Here is a 16,527-nt window from a genome sequence, read left to right on the forward strand (position 1 = left end):
GCCTGACCCTGACCGCGATGCTGGGCTGGGCCCTCTCACGCCGCCACACCATCGGCAACCGACCCCTGCTGCTGCTCGTACTCATCAGCCTGCTGTTCAACCCCGGCATCATCCCCAGCTACCTCGTGGTCCAACAACTCGGCCTGCTCGACACCCTCTGGGCCATCATCATCCCCACCTCGGTCTCAGCATTCAACGTCATCGTGGTCCGCGCCTTCTTCGTCGGCCTCCCCGCAGAAGTCATGGACTCCGCCCGCATCGACGGCGCCGGCGAATGGCAACTCTTCTGGCACATGGGACTCCCCCTGGCCCGCCCCGTCCTGGCCGTCGTCGGCCTCTTCTACGGCGTCGGCTACTGGAACGCCTTCTTCAACGCCATGCTCTACCTCTCCGACTCCGCCCTATGGCCACTACAACTCGTCCTGCGCACCTACGTCGTGGACGGCACCCAACTCGGAGCCCAAGAACTCGGCGCCGAAACCACCCTCCCACCCCAAACCACCATCCAGATGGCCATCCTCGTCATCTCCATCATCCCCATCCTCATCATCTACCCCTTCCTGCAACGCCACTTCGCCAAAGGCATGCTCACCGGCGCCGTCAAAGGCTGACCCCACCCCACCCGGGTCGCACAGCCGCGCCCGGAAACCCCTCAGGAGGAACCCCCATGTCATCCACACCCATCGCCCGCCGTCGACTGCTCCAAGGCACCCTGGCCATGGGCGGACTGGCCGCCCTCGGCGGCACGCTCTCGGCATGCAGCAACGAGGGCCGCGGCGACACCGGGCCCGAGGCCGAGAACAGCACCGTCGCCCTTCCCACGTACATTCCCTACGAAGGCTTCGTGCCCGATCTCGTGGGTGAGAACGGCGTCAGCGACACCATGCTGCGGTACCCGAGCGACCCGCAGGCGGTGACGTCAGGTCCTCCCGGTGACGGTGCCGATGTCGGTGTCTTCTCGCTGACCAACACCCCGGTGCCGCCCTCGATGGACCAGAACGCGTTCTGGCAGGAGCTCAACGAGCGGCTGGGCTTCACCCTGTCGGTGACGTTGGTGCCCAGCGGCGACTTCACCGACCGGTTCCAGACCACGGTCGCCGGCGACCGGCTCCCCGACCTGTTCACCTTCTTCCCCGGCGGGATCCCCGGGCTGCCTGCGCTGCTGCGCGAGCGTGCCGCCGACCTCACCGACCTGCTCAGCGGCGACGCGATCGAGAACTACCCGTTCCTCGCCAACATCCCCACCGACAGCTGGAAGTCGAGCGTGTACGGCGGCCGTATCTACGGTGTGCCGATCGCCCGCGGCGCGCAGAGCAGCCCGGCCCTCTACCGGAGGGACGATGTGCTGGAGGCCCGGGGCATCGACGGCGACGTCACCACCTGGGAGGACCTCGTCGCCATCTTCCGTGAGCTCACCGGCGGGAACACCTGGGCCCTGTCGAACGTGCCGATGCAGCTGATCCGACAGGCGCACGGCATCGCCAACGGCTGGTCGGTCGGCGACGACGGCGTGCTCATCAGCGCCAACGAGGACGAACGTCAGCTCGAGGCGCTGGAACAGGGTCGGCGACTCGTCGAAGAGCGCTTGGTCCACCCGGACACCACCTCGGCGGACAACCAGCAGCGGCAGACCTGGGTCGTCGGCGGGACGACGAGCATGTTCGAGGGAACGTACGCTGCCTGGCCCACGCTGGCGATGCGGCCGGCAGCGGGGGACATGCGGCTCGGCATCGTGGTCCCTCCTGCGATCGACGGCGGTGGTGCCGCCCCGATCTGGCTGGGGCCGGCGACCCACAACCTGACCGGCGTCAGCATCGACTCCGCCGATCGTGCGGAAGCCCTGCTCGATGTCCTCAACTATCTCGCGGCCCCGTTCGGAAGCGAGGAGCACCTGTTCAAGAACTACGGCCTCGAGGGCGTGCACCACGACCTCGTCGACGGCGAGCCGGTGCTCAACGACAAGGGGCAGAGCGAGTCGCAGCTGGGTCTGAAGTACATCGGCGAGGGCCCATGGGTCAACTACGTGCCGGGCAAGCCCGACGTCGCGCAGACCATGTACGACGTCCAGTCGGCGCTGGTGCCGACCGCGATCGCCAACCCCGCCTCCGACCTGTTCTCCGAGACCGAGTCGCGGAAGGGTTCGCAGATCGGGGGTGCGCTCGGCGACGTCCAGACCGACATCCTCGCGGGCAGAAGCCCGGTGTCGGCGTGGACCGAGGCCGTGAAGCGATGGAAGAGCGACGGCGGCGACCAGATCCGCGACGAGCTCACCGAGGCCTACGAGCAGAACCAGGCGTGACCGGCAGCATGCGCCGACCCAACATCGTCGTCGTGCACTGGCACGACCTCGGCACCCATCTCCCTGCGTACGGGCATGATGTGGAGGCACCGCACACCGATGCGCTCGCGCAGCAGTCCACCGTGTTCGAGCGGTGCTTCAGCACCAGCCCGCTGTGCAGCCCCGCGCGCGGCGCGCTCTGGACCGGGCGCTATCCCCACAGCAACGGCCTGCAGGGGCTGACCCATCGAGGGTGGGAGTACAGCGAGGGCGAACGGCCGCTGCCGATGCACCTGGCCGAGGCCGGGTATCGCACCGTGCTGGTGGGGCTGCAGCACGAGTCGGCCGACGGCGATCGGCTGGGCTTCGCCGAACGCCTCAGCCAGGGAAGCCATCGAGCGCCCGACGTCGCGGACGCCGCTGCGCGATGGTTGGACGATCGAGGACCCGACGATCAGCCGTTCCTGATGGTCTGCGGCATGTTCGAGGTGCACCGCGACTGGCCGGCGGACCGTTACCCGCCGGACTCCCCGGACCAGCTCACGGTTCCCGGGTACCTGCCGGACAACGACCACACGCGAGAGGATCTGGCCGCCTTCCACGGGTCGATCAGGGTCGCCGACCGTGGGCTCGGCGTGATCCTCGATGCCGTGCGCCGCAACGGGCTGGACGACGACACCATCGTGGTGTTCACCACCGATCATGGTGCACCCTTCCCGCGCGCCAAGAGCACGCTCTACGACCCTGGCGTGCATGTCGCGCTGATGATCCGGGTCCCGCCGGGGATCGGGGCGTCCGGACCGCGTCGGGAGACCGGCCTGGTCAGCCATGTCGACGTCGTCCCGACGCTGCTGGACCTCGTCGGGATCCCCGTGCCCGACGACGTCCAGGGCGTCAGCGTGGCGTCGACCCTGCGCAGCGGCTTCCCGGCGTCACGGCGCGAGGTGTTCCTCGAGAAGACCTATCACGCCGACTACGACCCGATCCGGGCGGTCCGCACGCACTCGCACAAGTACATCCGCAACTTCGAGCCCAGGCCGCTGCTCGACCTGCCGCCCGACCTCGAGGCGTCGCCCACGCGGCGCGGCATGGGCGATGCGCATCTGGCACCGAGACCACCGGAGGAGATCTACGACCTGGAGGCCGACCCCGGGGAGAGCGTCAACCTGGTCGACGACGCGCGGGTGGAGACGGTCCTGCTCGACCTGCGCGAACGGCTCGAGAGCTTCTTGTGCTCGACGGACGATGCCCTGCTACGCGGCCCGGTCCCGGTGCCGGTCGTCACCACCGGGAGCCGGTGATGACCACGACCAGACCCGGCCGGGTCGGTCTGGTCGGCTGCGGAGAGGTGGCGCGGTACGGGCACCTGCCGGCCATCGTGGCGGAGCCGGGGCTGGAGCTGGTCGCGGTGTGCGACGTCTCGCCGGAGCAGCTGGCGCAGGTGTCGGTGCCGGACGGCGTGGCCCGTGTGCGCACGCTCGAGGAGATGCCCGACATCGACGCGCTCGTGGTGACCTCGCCCGCGGGGGTGCACGCGGAGAACGTCGCGTGGGCCGCCGAGCGAGGTGTGCCGGTGCTGTGCGAGAAGCCGCTCGCCGTCGACGAGGCGACCTCGCTGGCGATGGTGGACCGGATGGAGGCGGCCGGAGTCGCGCTGTGGGTGGGGTTCACCTACCGGTTCTCGCCGGTGGCCCGGCGCATCCACGAGCTGGTCGCCGCAGGTGCGGTGGGGCAGGTGCGCGCTCTGCGGATGGTGTTCCTGTGGGACCTGCACGGGGTGTTCGCGGACCGAGAGGCGCGGACGGGGGTGAACGGGCGTCGAGTCGGTCGGATGCTCGAGGGCGGGCCGCTGGTCGACTGCGGCGTGCACCAGATCGACCTGGCGCGATGGTGGCTCGATGCCGACCTGGCCGTGGACCACGCGACCGGGGTCTGGTTCGACGATCTCGACGGCGTGGATGCGCCGGAGCACATCACGGCACACCTGAGCGGCGGTGGTGCGCAGGTGATGGTGGAGATCAGTGTGGCCTACGGGCACCGGGCGCCGGCCGTGCCCAAGACCTTCACGTACGAGGTCATCGGAACCGATGGCGTCATCCGCTACCGACGCGACGACCGCGACTTCCTGCTCGTCGACCGTGCGGGCACCCACGATCTCGGGTGGGCGCACGAGAAGTCGTTCGGCGGCATGTACGCGGAGCTGGCCAAGGCCTTGCGGGGCGAGGATCACCAGCTGCCGAGCGGGCGGGACGGCGTCGCCGCGACCCGCGCCGCCTTGGCCGCTACAGCGCAAGCCGTCGTGGGACGACGCAGGCCCCCGCTCGTGAACGAGCAGGGGCCGGCATCGGTCTGAGCGAGCTCAGCCCTGAGGCGGCGCATCCTCGGCCGGGGCGGGTGCGAAGTCACCCGCGGGCGCGCCGCCAGCCATGGCGACCTCGGTCTCGGGCTCCTCGCGCCCGCCGAGGAACTGGGTCATGTACAGGTTGTAGTACGCGCCCTTCGCCTCGAGCAGCTCGTCGTGCGAGCCGCGCTCGACGATCCGGCCGTGCTCCATCATGAGGATGGTGTCGGCGTCGCGGATCGTGGAGAGCCGGTGCGCGATGACGAAGCTGGTGCGGTCGGTGCGCAGGGCAGCCATCGCGTGCTGCACGAGCAGCTCGGTGCGGGTGTCCACGCTCGAGGTGGCCTCGTCGAGGATCAGCAGCGAGGGGTTCGCCAGGAACGCCCGCGCGATCGTGATCAGCTGCCGCTCACCGGCCGAGATCGACCCGCCCTCGGTGCTGACCTCGGTCTCGTACCCCTCGGGGAGCTGCCGCACGAAGCGGTCCACCATCGTGGCCTCGGCCGCGGCGATGACCTCCTCATCGGTTGCGTCGAGACGCCCGTACCGGATGTTCTCCATGATCGAGCCGTCGAACAGCCACGTGTCCTGCAGCACCATGCCGACCTGACCGCGCAGCTCGGCGCGGCTCAGCTTCGTGGTGTCGACGCCGTCGAGCAGGATGCGACCGCCGTCGAGCTCGTAGAAGCGCATCACCAGGTTGACCAGGGTGGTCTTGCCGGCTCCGGTCGGGCCCACGATGGCGACGGTCTGCCCCGGCTCCACCGAGAACGAGAGGTTCTCGATCAGCGGCACGTCCGGCGTGTAGGAGAACGACACGTCGTCGAACTCCACGTGGCCATCGGTACGCGAGGGCAGGTGCGCCTCCGCCGTGTCGGGCTCCTGCTCGTCGGCGTCCAGCAGCTCGAACGTGCGCTCGGCCGAGGCCACACCGGAGATCAGCATGTTCGCCATGCCGGCGATCTGACCGAGCGGCTGCGCGAACTCGCGCGAGTACTGGATGAACGCGGTGGCATCACCCAGCGTGAGGGTCCCCGACGCGACCCGTAGCCCACCCGCGACAGCGATCAGCACGTACTGCAGGTAGTTCACGAACTGCATCAGCGGCATGATCATGCCGCTGACGAACTGCGCGCCGAACGAGCTCGAGAACAGGGTGGCGTTCCGCTTGTCGAACTCCTCGAGCATCTCCTTGTCGCGGCCGAACACGCGCACCAGCTCGAGGCCCGAGTAGGACTCCTCGATGTGCCCGTTCAGCTCGCCCGTGCTCTTCCACTGCTGGGTGAACAGCTTCTGCGATCGTGACCCGATCACACCCGCGATGATCGCCGAGAGCGGCAGCGCAATAAGCGCCAGCAGCGCCAGCTGCCAGGACACGATGAACATCATCACGGCGATGCCGATCACCTGCAGCGCTGACTGCACCAGCTGGCTGAACGCCTGCTGCAGCGCCTGCTGCATGTTGTCGACATCGTTGGTCACACGAGACATCAGGTCGCCGCGCTGACGGGTGTCGAAGTAGGACAGCGGCAGCCGGTGCAGCTTGTCCTCGATGTCCTTGCGCAGGTTGTAGATGACATCCATGACGATGCGGTTGAGGATGTAGCCCTGCGCCCACATCAGCACCGACGCCACGATGTACAGCGCCAGCACGATCCCGATCAGCTCGGCCAGCCGCGAGAAGTCGATCCCCTGCCCGGGGATGATCCCGGCGGCGCCCTCGAGCATGTCCGCCAGGTCCTCCTGGCCCTGCTGTCGCAGGATCTCGACGACCTGTGCGATGTCCATCCCGGCGAAGTCGCCGAGGGAGCGGCCGATCGCGCCGTCGAAGATGACGTCCATCGCCTGGCCGAGGATCCGCGGCGCGATCACGGTCAGCACCACCGAGGCGGCAACCAGCGCCACCACGATCCCGAACTTCACCTTGTGCGGAGCGAGCAACCCGAAGAGCCGCTTGGCCGAGGGCCAGAAGTTCTTCGGCTTGCGCGGTGCCGCGCCCTCACCGAAGGCACCCATGTCATCGGCACCGGGGGTGAACTCGACCTCGTCCTCCGTGCCCTCCTCGGCCACAGCGACGGCGTTCGGCTCGTTCGCGCTCATCGTCCGGCTCCTTCGATGCTCATCTGGGAATCGACGATCTCGCGATAGGTCTCGTTGCTCTCGAGCAGCTCGTCGTGCGTGCCCTGACCGACGACCTTGCCGTCGTCGAGCACGATGATGTTGTCGGCCTGCTGGACCGTGGAGATCCGCTGCGCGACGATGATCACGGTCGCACCGCCGGTGGCCTCGCCCAGCGCGGCACGGAGCCGCGCATCGGTCGCGACGTCGAGTGCTGAGAACGAGTCGTCGAACACGTACACCTTGGGCTGGGCGACCAGGGCCCGCGCGATGCACAGCCGCTGGCGCTGCCCGCCCGAGACGTTGGTGCCCCCCTGCGACACCCTGGCGTCGAGACCGCCCGTCTTCTCGCGGACGAAGTCGGCGCCCTGCGCCACCTCCAGCGAGTGCCACAGCTCGTCGTCGGTGGCCTGCGCGTTGCCGAACCGCAGGTTCGTCGCGACCGTCCCGGAGAACAGGTACGGGCTCTGGGGGACCAGCCCGACCAGCCCGGCGATCTGGTGACGCGTCAGGGTGTCGACAGCCACGCCGTCGATCTTCACCGAGCCCGACTGGGGGTCGAACAGGCGCGGGATCAGCTTGACCAAGGTGGTCTTGCCGGAGCCGGTGGAGCCGACGATCGCCGTGGTGGTGCCCGGTTCGGCGACGAACGCGATGTCGTCGAGGACCGGGCGCTCAGCGCCCGGGTACCCGAAGGTGACGTGGTCGAACACGACGCGGCCCACGGTGATGTCGACGTCCGGTGCCTCGACGACATCGCTCTCACGGACCGGCATCGATGACTCGGTGTGGAGCAGCTCCTCGATGCGCTCGGCGCACACGATCGCGCGCGGCACCATCATCACCATGAACGTGCCCATCATCACGGCGACCAGGATCTGCAGCACGTACTGCAGGAACGCGCTGAGCTGACCGACGTCCATCTGCCCCTCGTCGACCCGGAACCCACCGAACCAGAGCACGGCGGCGGTGACGATGTGCAGCACCATCATGATCGAGGGGAACATCAGCACGAACACGTTGCCGACCCGGATCGAGGTGTCGGTGATGTCGGCGTTGGCGGCGGCGTACCGCTCCTTCTCGAACGGCTCCCGAACGAACGCCCGGATCACGCGCAGACCGACGACCTGCTCGCGGGTCACGCTGTTGATGCGGTCGATCCGGTCCTGCATCTGGCGGAACAGCGGCAGCAGCACGCGCACCAGCAGGCCGACGATCAGGAACAGCACCGGCACGGAGACCCACACGAGCCAGGACAGCCCGGCATCCTCGCGCAGCGCCATGATGATGCCGCCGATGCACATGATCGGGGTGGTGACCATGAAGTTCAGGGTCAGCAGCACCAGCATCTGCACCTGCTGGACGTCGTTGGTGTTGCGGGTGATCAGCGAGCCGGTGCCGATCGAGGAGATGTCGAGAGCGCCGAGGCTGTCGACCTTGCTGTAGATGCCGCGGCGGATGTCGCGGCCCACGGCCATCGCCGTCTTGGCGCCGAAGTAGATGCCTGCGATCGCGGTGACGGCCTGCACGCCGCACCAGATCAGCATCTGCTGGCCGAGGTCCCAGATCAGGTCGGTGTTGCCGGTGCTGACGCCCTCATCGATGATGCGGCCGTTCAGGCTGGGGAGGTAGAGCGCGGCGATCGTGGAGATGAGCTGGAGCACGACGACGGCCGCGACCCAGCTCTTGTAGGGCGCCGCATAGCGCAGGGACAGTCGGAGCAGATTCATAGGGTGCGATTCGACGAGGGCGGACAAGGCAGGGCTGAGCGCGAGTTGCGTCGTTGAGGTTAGACCCGCCCTCCGACATGACGCATCGTCAATTAGGTGGAGATCCGCACGCGTTCGCGCTCGGCGTAGGCGGGGCTGACAGCCGCAGGCTCAGTCGATCTGGTCGAGCGCGGCGATCCTGTCGAAGCACTCCTCGAGGACCTCGACCAGCGGGCGGTCCTGACCGTTGGCGAGCCAGACGTGCATCGCGGTGCGGCGGGCCACGCTGGCGGCGCCGACGAGCAGGCCGGGGCGCGGGTCGATGTGCCGATCCACGCCCATCCGCTCCGCCAGCACCGCGGCGACCTTGTAGTCCGAGGCGATCGACGCGCTGAGCACGCGTGCGAACACGTCGGGGTAGGCCTTCGCCACCGCGGCGCGGTAGCGCCAGAACTCGGTGTCGGCGGCGACCTCCTCGGCGCGGGCCACGAAGACGGCGCGCAGAGAGACCAGCGGCGGCTCGTCGGCCGGACGCGCGGCGAGGGCCGCGCAGTTCTCGTCCACCGCCTCGGCGTCGATGGCCGACAGCGCATCCTCCTTGGTGCCGAAGTAGTTGAAGAACGTGCGGGCGGAGACATCGGCCTCGGCGGCGATCTGCTCCACGGTCACGTCGTCGAGACCGTGCTCGGCCACCAGCCGCAGGGCGGCACGTTGCAAGGCGCGCCGGGTGGCCCGCTTCTTGCGCTCGCGCAGCCCGGGCTCCGACGCCTCGACCAGCTGTGTCATAGCTGACATCGTACTGCATCGACTGCAATCTTGCAGTGTGTGCAAGATTGGCGTACGCTGCATGGAGTCTTCGAGAGGACAGCCCGTCACCATGCGTTCCAGCACGCGCCCCGGGCGCGACACCGCGGCCCCGACCGCGCCGGCGCCCTTCCAGCTGAGCCCGGCCGCGCGCGCGGTCTTCATCGGGCTGATGATCGGCATGTTCGTCGCGGCGATCAGCCAGACGATCGTCTCGCCGGCGCTGCCGATCATCGTCGCCGAGCTCGGCGGGATGGAGCACTACTCCTGGCTCGCGACCTCCGCGATGCTGGCGAGCGCCGTCGTCGTCCCGGTCGTGGGCAAGCTCTCCGACCTCTACGGCCGCCGGCCCTTCTACATCGCCGGGCTCGTGGTCTTCATGGCCGGCTCGGTCCTCAGCGGTATCGCCCAGGACTTCTGGTGGCTAGTGGGCGCTCGCGTGATCCAGGGCCTGGGCATGGGCACGCTGATGCCGCTGTCGCAGGTGATCATCGGCGACCTGATCCCGCCGCGGCACCGTGGCAAGTACCAGGGGATCATGGGCGCCGTCTTCGGGATCTGCTCGATCGCGGGTCCGCTGGCGGGTGGCGTCATCACCGACAACTTCGGCTGGCGCTGGCTGTTCTTCGTGGGTATCCCGTTCGGCCTGGTCGGTCTGGTCTTCATCGTGAAGAACCTCCACCTGCCGCACACCCCGCGCAAGGCGGTGATCGACGTCTGGGGCATCATCACGCTGACGGTCGCGCTCGTCGCGATCCTGCTCGCCACCTCCTGGGGCGGCACCACGTACCCGTGGAGCCACCTCAACGTGGTCGGGCTGTACGTGGTCGGCGTGGTCGCGCTCGTGGCCTTCGTGATGATCGAGCGCAGGGCGGTCGAGCCGGTGATCCCGCTGCGGTTGTTCCGCAACCGGACCTTCACGGCCTCCAACATCGCGAGCCTCACCGTGGCGATGGGCATGTTCGGCGCGATCTTCTACATCCCGGTGTACGCCCAGGGCGTGCTGAAGGCCGATGCCACCAGCTCCGGCGCGATCGTCATGCCGATGAGCCTGTCGATGATCGTGCTCAGCATGGTGATCGGCGTGCTGATCACCCGCACCGGCAAGTACAAGGCCTTCATGGTCGCGGGCACCGTGCTGATGCTCACCGGGTTCGGGCTGCTCACCCAGCTCCACTACGGCAGCTCCTACGCTCAGCTCACGCTCGCGATGGTGGTGCTCGGCCTGGGCCTGGGCGCCACGATGCAGACGTACACGCTCGTGGTGCAGAACACCGCCGAGCATCGCGACCTGGGTATCGCCACCTCGGCCACGCAGTTCTTCCGGTCCGCCGGTGGCACCGTGGGCATCGCCGTGCTCGGCACCGTGATGGCGGGGCGGCTGCAGTCCTCGATCGTGGAGCACCTCGACCCCGCCGCAGCTGCTCAGATGCCCGAGGGCACCGAGATCGGCATCGACGCGGTGCTCGACCCCACGGTGCTCGCCGGACTGCCCGACGCCGTCGAGGACGCCATCCGGATGGGCCTTGCCGACGCCCTCCACCAGGTGTTCGTCGTCGCGATCCCGATCGTGCTGATCGCGGCCGTCGCCACGCTCTTCATCAAGGCGATCCCGTTGCGGGAGACCCTGCACGAGAGCCCGAAGCCCGAGGAGCCCGGCGAGTCCCCGGCGGTCGCCGAGGTCGCAGCCGAGGCGGCGCACCTCGTCGATGTCGACGTCACCGACGAGGCCGCGGACGATCTCGACCCGCGCGAGCGCGCGCGCACCTGAGCGCCTCTGCTTCCCGCGGTGTGCTGCCCGGCCCCACCCGTGCGTGCACACAGTGGTGGTCCGAGGCGCGCCCAGACCTGAGTCGGCGGCCCGTCGCGGACGCACTGTGAAGGATTCGCGCGGGTGTGTGCCGCTCGGCTCCCGGGCCTCGGGACCTCCGTAGGGTGGCGGGCATGACCCGACGACGTCTCGCCGGCCTGGCCTCGATGGTGCTCGCTGCCGGAATCGGTCTGACTGCCTGCAGCGCCTCCGACCCCGAACCGGGCCCCGTGGCCGAGGCGTTCGCGGCGGACCTCACCGATGGGACCTTCGACGGCGCACCCGTGGCGGACCCGGCGCTCGCCGCCGAGCAGCTCACCACGCTGCTCGGCGATCTGGCTGAGTTCCCGCGCGAGGTCACCGCGGGAGAGATCACGGAGGTCGCCGACGCCGACGGCGGCACGGACACGCTGCGGGACGTCGCGCTGACGTGGACGTTCGAGATGGGCGAGGACACCGAGCCGCTCGTGCTCAGCTCCGCCGCCAGGCTCGAGCTGGTGCCGAGCGGGGAGAGCGAGGCCTGGACCGCCGTCTGGCACCCGGGCGTGCTGCATCCCGACGCCGACGAGGAGTCGACGATCGCGATCAGCCGGGTGATCGGTGAGCGCGGCGACGTGACCGGGTTCGGGGGTGAGGTGCTCGTCGAGGAGCGCCCGGTGATGCGGATCGGAATCGACAAGCAGAACCTCGCCGCGGCCGACTACGAAGCGGCGGCGCAGGCCCTCGGCGAGGCACTGGCGCTCGACGACGTGCAGGGTTACGTCGACCGCGTGGCAGGTGCCGGCGAGAAGGCGTTCGTCGTGGCGATCACGATCCGTAGCAGCGAGGCCGACACCTACTCGGTGGACGAGCTGCGTGTCATGCAGGGCGTGCTGATCGTCGACGACCTCATGCTGCTCGCCCCCACCCCGACCTTTGCGCGACCGATCCTCGGCTCGGTGGGAGAGGCCACGGCCGAGATCATCGAGGGCTCGGAGGGACAGATCGAGGCAGGGGACGTCGTCGGGCTCTCGGGTCTGCAGCGCCTGTACGACGCCCAGCTGCGCGGCACCCCCGGGATGGAGGTCACGCTCACCGGTGCGGCCGGTGAGGTGGAGCTGTCCAGCTCGGACCCGGTCGACGGCGCCGACCTCGAGACCACCCTGCACACCACGCTGCAGGCGTACGCGGAGGACCGGCTGGCCGGCGTCACCTCGCCGAGCGCGATCGTCGCGATCCAGGCATCCACGGGTGCGGTGCTCGCCGCAGCCTCCGGCCCGGCCGGCGAGGGCTTCAGCACGGCCACGGTCGGTCAGTACCCGGCCGGGTCCACCTTCAAGATCGCGACGGCGCTCGCGCTGCTGCGGGCGGGGCTGACGCCGGACTCCGAGGTCGAGTGCACGCCCACCCTCACCGTGGAGGGCTACGAGTTCGAGAACTACCCCGGCTATCCGGCCGGTTCGGTGGGCACGATCCCGCTGAGCGAGGCGATCGCGCAGTCGTGCAACACCGCGCTGATCGCGCAGCACGAGCAGGTCTCGGCGGCGGATCTCCATGCCGCTGCGGCGAGCCTCGGGATCGGGGCCGCGATGCCGGAGGGCGTGAGCTGGCCGTTCCCCTACTTCTCCGGGACGGTGCCGGCGGACGCGACCGGCACCACGCACGCAGCCGACTTCATCGGCCAGGGCGGTGTGCTGGTGTCGCCGCTGGCGATGGCCGGTCTGGCCGCATCGGTGGCGGCGGGGCAGACCGTGACGCCGGTGCTCGTGACGACGGAGGACGCCGCGCCGCCGGAGCCGGCCGCGGCGCCGCTCACCTCCGCCGAGGCCACCCAGCTGCAGCAGCTGATGTACGGCGTGGTGAGCAGCGGCAGCTCGACGTTCCTGCAGGACGTGCCCGGCGACCCGGTGGGCGCCAAGTCCGGCACCGCGCAGTACGGCACCGACGACCCGCCCGCCACGCACGCCTGGATGATCGCGTTCCAGGGCGACCTCGCCGTCGCCGTGTTCGTGGAGGTCGGGGACTACGGCACCGCGACCGCTGGTCCCATCATCGAGGACTTCCTCACCCTCGCCGCGGAGACCGACTGGGCGGAGGCCGGCTGAGCGTTTCCGCTCTCCGGGTGCGGACGCTAGCGTGAGCGGATGTCGCTGCCGGTTCGTGTGCTGTGGTTCCGCCGTGACCTGCGGCTGCGCGACCACCCCGCGCTCCTGGAGGCCGCCGAGGGCGCGGAGGTGCTCGCGATGTTCGTGCTCGACCCGCGCCTGCTCGACGGCGGGGCGCCCCGCGTCGCGTACCTGCTGCGCGCCGTGCGCGCACTCGCCGAGGAGGTCGCCGAGCACGGCGGCATCCTGGTGCTGCGCACCGGCCGCCCCGAGCAGGTGGTGCCGGCGGTGGTCGACGAGGTGGGTGCCGACGCCGTCCACATCAGTGCGGACTTCAGCCCGTACGGCGCGAGCCGTGACCAGCGGGTGGCGCGCGCGCTCACGGTGCCGCTCGTGCCCACGGGGTCCCCGTACGCCGTCGCTCCCGGCCGGGTGACCAAGCCCGACGGCGACCCCTACCAGGTGTTCACACCGTTCTTCTCGGCCTGGCGCGACCACGGGTGGCGAGCGCCCGCGCCGTCGGACCCCGCCGCGGTCAGCTGGCGCTCGGCGCCCTCGGAGGAGCTGCCGGAGGAACCGGCCCACGAGGCCACGCTGCCCGGCGCGGGCGAGGCGGCGGCGCGGCAGCGGTGGCAGGAGTTCCTCGACGAGGACGTGCAGGGCTACCAGGAGGACCGGGACCGCCCTGATCGTGACGCCACCTCCCGGATGTCGCCGCACCTCAAGCTCGGCACCATCCATCCGCGCACGATGCTCGCGGACCTCGGCCGCCTGCGCAGCGAGGGTGCGCAGGCTTACCGGCGCCAGCTGGCCTGGCGCGAGTTCTACGGCGCGGTGCTCCACTTCTGGCCCGGCTCGGCACACGGGTACCTCCACGACGAGCTCGCCTCGATGGCGTTCGACACCGGAGCGGACGCCGACACCGCCTTCCGGGCCTGGCAGCGGGGTGAGACCGGCTACCCGATCGTGGACGCCGGCATGCGGCAGCTGCTGCAGGAGGGCTGGATGCACAACCGGGTGCGGATGCTGGCGGCCTCGTTCCTCGTCAAGGACCTGCATCAGGAGTGGACCCGCGGAGCCGCGCACTTCATGGACCATCTCATCGACGGTGACCTGGCGAACAACCAGCACGGCTGGCAGTGGGTCGCCGGGACCGGCACCGACGCCGCGCCGTACTTCCGGGTGTTCAACCCGGTGCTGCAGGGAGAGAAGTTCGACCCTGACGGCACCTACGTCAAACGGTGGGTGCCCGAGCTCGCCGACCTGCCGGCCGCCGTCGTACATCATCCCTGGGATGCCGATGGGGGTCCGCCCGCGGGCTACCCCGCCCCGATCGTCGACCACGCCGAGGAGCGCCGCGAGGCGCTTCACCGCTATCACGCCGCACGCGGCGCCTGAGGAGGACCTGCATGACGGAGCTACGGGTGGGCGTGGTGGGCGCCGGCGCGCGGGTCGCCCTGGTGGGCCACCTGCAGGGCGCGCAGGTCGTGGCGCTCGCGGACCCGGACCCGGCGGCATCGGAGCGGCTCGCCGCGGTGATCGGGCGGGAGGTGCAGCGGTTCGGGTCGGTCGCGCAGATGCTCGCCAGCGAGGCCCTGGACGCCGCGATCGTGCTGAGCCCTGATGACACGCACGAGGCAGTGGCTGTCGAGCTGCTGGAGGCGGGCGTGGCCGTCTATCTCGAGAAGCCGATCGCGATCACGATCGACGGTGCCGACCGGATCCTTCAGGTGGCGCAGCGCACCGGCACCAAGCTCTATGTGGGCCACAACATGCGGCACATGCCGGTGGTGCGGCAGATGAAGGCCATCATCGAGCGCGGCGAGATCGGCGAGGTGAAGGCGGTCTGGTGCCGCCACTTCGTGGGTGACGGCGGCGACTACTACTTCAAGGACTGGCACGCCGAGCGTGCCCGCGTCACGAGCCTGCTGCTGCAGAAGGGTGCGCACGACCTCGACGTCATCCACTGGCTGGCGGGCTCGGTGACCCGGGAGGTCGTCGGCATCGGCGATCTCGCGATCTACGGCCAGATCACCGACCGGCGCGACAACCGCGACCGCGTGATGACCGACTGGCACTCCTACGACAGCTGGCCGCCGCTGTCGCAGACCGAGATGAACCCGGTGATCGACGTCGAGGACATCTCGATGGTGATGGGGCGCCTGGACAACGGTGTGCTCATCAGCTACCAGCAGTGCCACTTCACGCCCGACTACTGGCGCAACTACACCGTGATCGGGACCGAGGGGCGGCTGGAGAACGCGGGCGACGCCGCCGGCGGGGAGATCCGTGTGTGGAACCGCCGCACGGGGTACTCCGAGCGCGGCGACGTGCAGTACCCGATCGAGCTCTCCGAGGGTGGTCACGGTGGCGCCGACCCGCGCACGGTCGCGGAGTTCGTCGAGTTCGTGCGCACCGGCGCCCCGACCGACACCTCGCCCGTGGCCGCGCGCGACGCGGTCGCCGCCGGGGTGGCCGGTGCCGCCTCGCTCCGCAGCGGCAGCGCGCCGCAACCGATCCCTCCGGTGCCCGCCGAGGTCGCTGCCTACTTCGCCGCGCACCAGCGGCGCTGACCGCCCCTGGTCAGACCCCCGGGTCCGGGATCTCGACCGGGTCGCCCCACTGGGTGAACGTGTTGCTGGTGGTCGCGCTGATGCCGCCGAAGGTGCCGGTCCCCACGTAGTAGACGCCGAGGTAGTCGGTGCCGAGCCACAGCTGTGCCTCGCTGACCGTGACACCCAGCATCTCGAAGGTGCCCTGCGGCTCGAGCAGCCACGCCGTCTCGGAGACCGCGCCGGTGGCCGGCACGGCTCGCTGGTCCACGAGCTCCCATGCGGTCTGGGTCCAGGCGCTCGTCATCACCCGCGGGTCACCGAAGAACCGTGCGAGCTCGACGACCCCGCCCGCCAGCGCCTCCTCGGGATCGCTCGAGCCCTGGTCGCCCCGCACCCAGCGCCCGTCCATCTGGACCCAGCCGTCGTCGCTCTTCACGACCAACGACGCGTCGCCCTGGGAGTACATCGAGAACTGTGGCGTCCACTCGAAGTCGACGTGCGAGGTGCTGCCGTCGCTGCTGCTGACGATCTGCGAGCCGGAGCCCGCGGCGAACATGGCCGCCGCCATGCAGTCCGCCAGCACCTGGCCGGCGATCTCGGCGCCGCTCTCGAAGAGGAACCCCTCGCACTCGGGGAGGGCGACGGCCTCGCTCGGCTCCTGCGTCTCGCTCGGCTCGGGCGCCGGCTCGCTGGTCATCGTGGCGTTCTCGTCCGGCGCGGGTGTGGAGCCGCCTCCCACCCCGGAGCCGCAGGCGGCGAGGGTCAGGGTGGCGAGGCAGGCAAGTGTCGCGGTGGTGAGGCGTCGAACGGTCATCGGGTGAGTATCGC

12 protein-coding genes are annotated in these 16,527 nt (G+C 69.8%); 8 read left to right on the plus strand and 4 right to left on the minus strand.

The window, feature by feature from the left end:
- From GPA03_RS13900 to GPA03_RS13915, 4 genes are all read left to right on the plus strand, one after another.
- Positions 1–611 (plus strand): carbohydrate ABC transporter permease (locus GPA03_RS13900; protein ID WP_156252643.1); only part of this gene is annotated, 611 nt, incomplete at its 5' end.
- 56 nt (positions 612–667) lie between these two features.
- Positions 668–2,299, plus strand: a complete 1,632-nt coding sequence (locus tag GPA03_RS13905; RefSeq protein WP_156252644.1) for an extracellular solute-binding protein — start codon at positions 668–670, stop codon at positions 2,297–2,299.
- Positions 2,296–3,579: a sulfatase family protein gene (locus tag GPA03_RS13910; RefSeq protein WP_162458375.1), complete on the plus strand. Its 1,284-nt coding sequence runs from the start codon at positions 2,296–2,298 to the stop codon at positions 3,577–3,579. Before GPA03_RS13905 ends, GPA03_RS13910 begins: the two co-directional genes overlap by 4 nt.
- Positions 3,579–4,631, plus strand: coding sequence for a Gfo/Idh/MocA family protein (locus GPA03_RS13915; RefSeq protein ID WP_156252646.1), 1,053 nt, complete (start codon positions 3,579–3,581; stop codon positions 4,629–4,631). Before GPA03_RS13910 ends, GPA03_RS13915 begins: the two co-directional genes overlap by 1 nt.
- A gap of 6 nt (positions 4,632–4,637) precedes the next feature.
- Here the strand turns inward: GPA03_RS13915 and GPA03_RS13920 are convergent, their stop codons facing one another.
- From GPA03_RS13920 to GPA03_RS13930, 3 genes are all read right to left on the minus strand, one after another.
- The gene (locus GPA03_RS13920; protein WP_421958421.1) at positions 4,638–6,719 is read right to left on the minus strand and encodes an ABC transporter ATP-binding protein; all 2,082 of its coding nucleotides are present in this window, start codon (positions 6,717–6,719) and stop codon (positions 4,638–4,640) included.
- Positions 6,716–8,467 carry an ABC transporter ATP-binding protein gene (locus GPA03_RS13925; protein ID WP_156252647.1) on the minus strand — a complete coding sequence of 584 codons (1,752 nt, stop codon included), beginning with the start codon at positions 8,465–8,467 and terminating at the stop codon, positions 6,716–6,718. The genes GPA03_RS13920 and GPA03_RS13925 overlap by 4 nt, the downstream gene beginning before the upstream one ends.
- Positions 8,468–8,617: 150 nt before the next feature.
- Positions 8,618–9,232, minus strand: coding sequence for a TetR/AcrR family transcriptional regulator (locus tag GPA03_RS13930; protein ID WP_156252648.1), 615 nt, complete (start codon positions 9,230–9,232; stop codon positions 8,618–8,620).
- A gap of 91 nt (positions 9,233–9,323) precedes the next feature.
- Here GPA03_RS13930 and GPA03_RS13935 point away from each other — a divergent pair, with 91 nt between their 5' ends.
- The 4 genes from GPA03_RS13935 (at position 9,324) to GPA03_RS13950 (ending at position 15,717) form a co-directional block, all read left to right on the plus strand.
- The gene (locus GPA03_RS13935) at positions 9,324–11,021 is read left to right on the plus strand and encodes an MDR family MFS transporter (protein WP_156252649.1); all 1,698 of its coding nucleotides are present in this window, start codon (positions 9,324–9,326) and stop codon (positions 11,019–11,021) included.
- Between the two features lie 173 nt (positions 11,022–11,194).
- Positions 11,195–13,144 carry a penicillin-binding transpeptidase domain-containing protein gene (locus tag GPA03_RS13940; protein WP_156252650.1) on the plus strand — a complete coding sequence of 650 codons (1,950 nt, stop codon included), beginning with the start codon at positions 11,195–11,197 and terminating at the stop codon, positions 13,142–13,144.
- A 39-nt stretch (positions 13,145–13,183) separates the two neighbouring features.
- A complete protein-coding gene (locus GPA03_RS13945) occupies positions 13,184–14,542 on the plus strand; it encodes a cryptochrome/photolyase family protein (RefSeq protein ID WP_162458376.1) in 1,359 nt (452 codons plus the stop codon).
- An 11-nt stretch (positions 14,543–14,553) separates the two neighbouring features.
- Positions 14,554–15,717, plus strand: coding sequence for a Gfo/Idh/MocA family protein (locus GPA03_RS13950; protein ID WP_156252651.1), 1,164 nt, complete (start codon positions 14,554–14,556; stop codon positions 15,715–15,717).
- A gap of 10 nt (positions 15,718–15,727) precedes the next feature.
- Here the strand turns inward: GPA03_RS13950 and GPA03_RS13955 are convergent, their stop codons facing one another.
- Entirely contained in the window at positions 15,728–16,513 is a 786-nt protein-coding gene (locus GPA03_RS13955) for a hypothetical protein (protein WP_156252652.1), read from the minus strand.
- Positions 16,514–16,527: the final 14 nt, after the last annotated feature.

Origin of the sequence: Pseudactinotalea terrae (genome assembly GCF_009733845.1) — a bacterium.
Classification (GTDB): Bacteria; Actinomycetota; Actinomycetes; order Actinomycetales; family Beutenbergiaceae; genus Pseudactinotalea; species Pseudactinotalea terrae.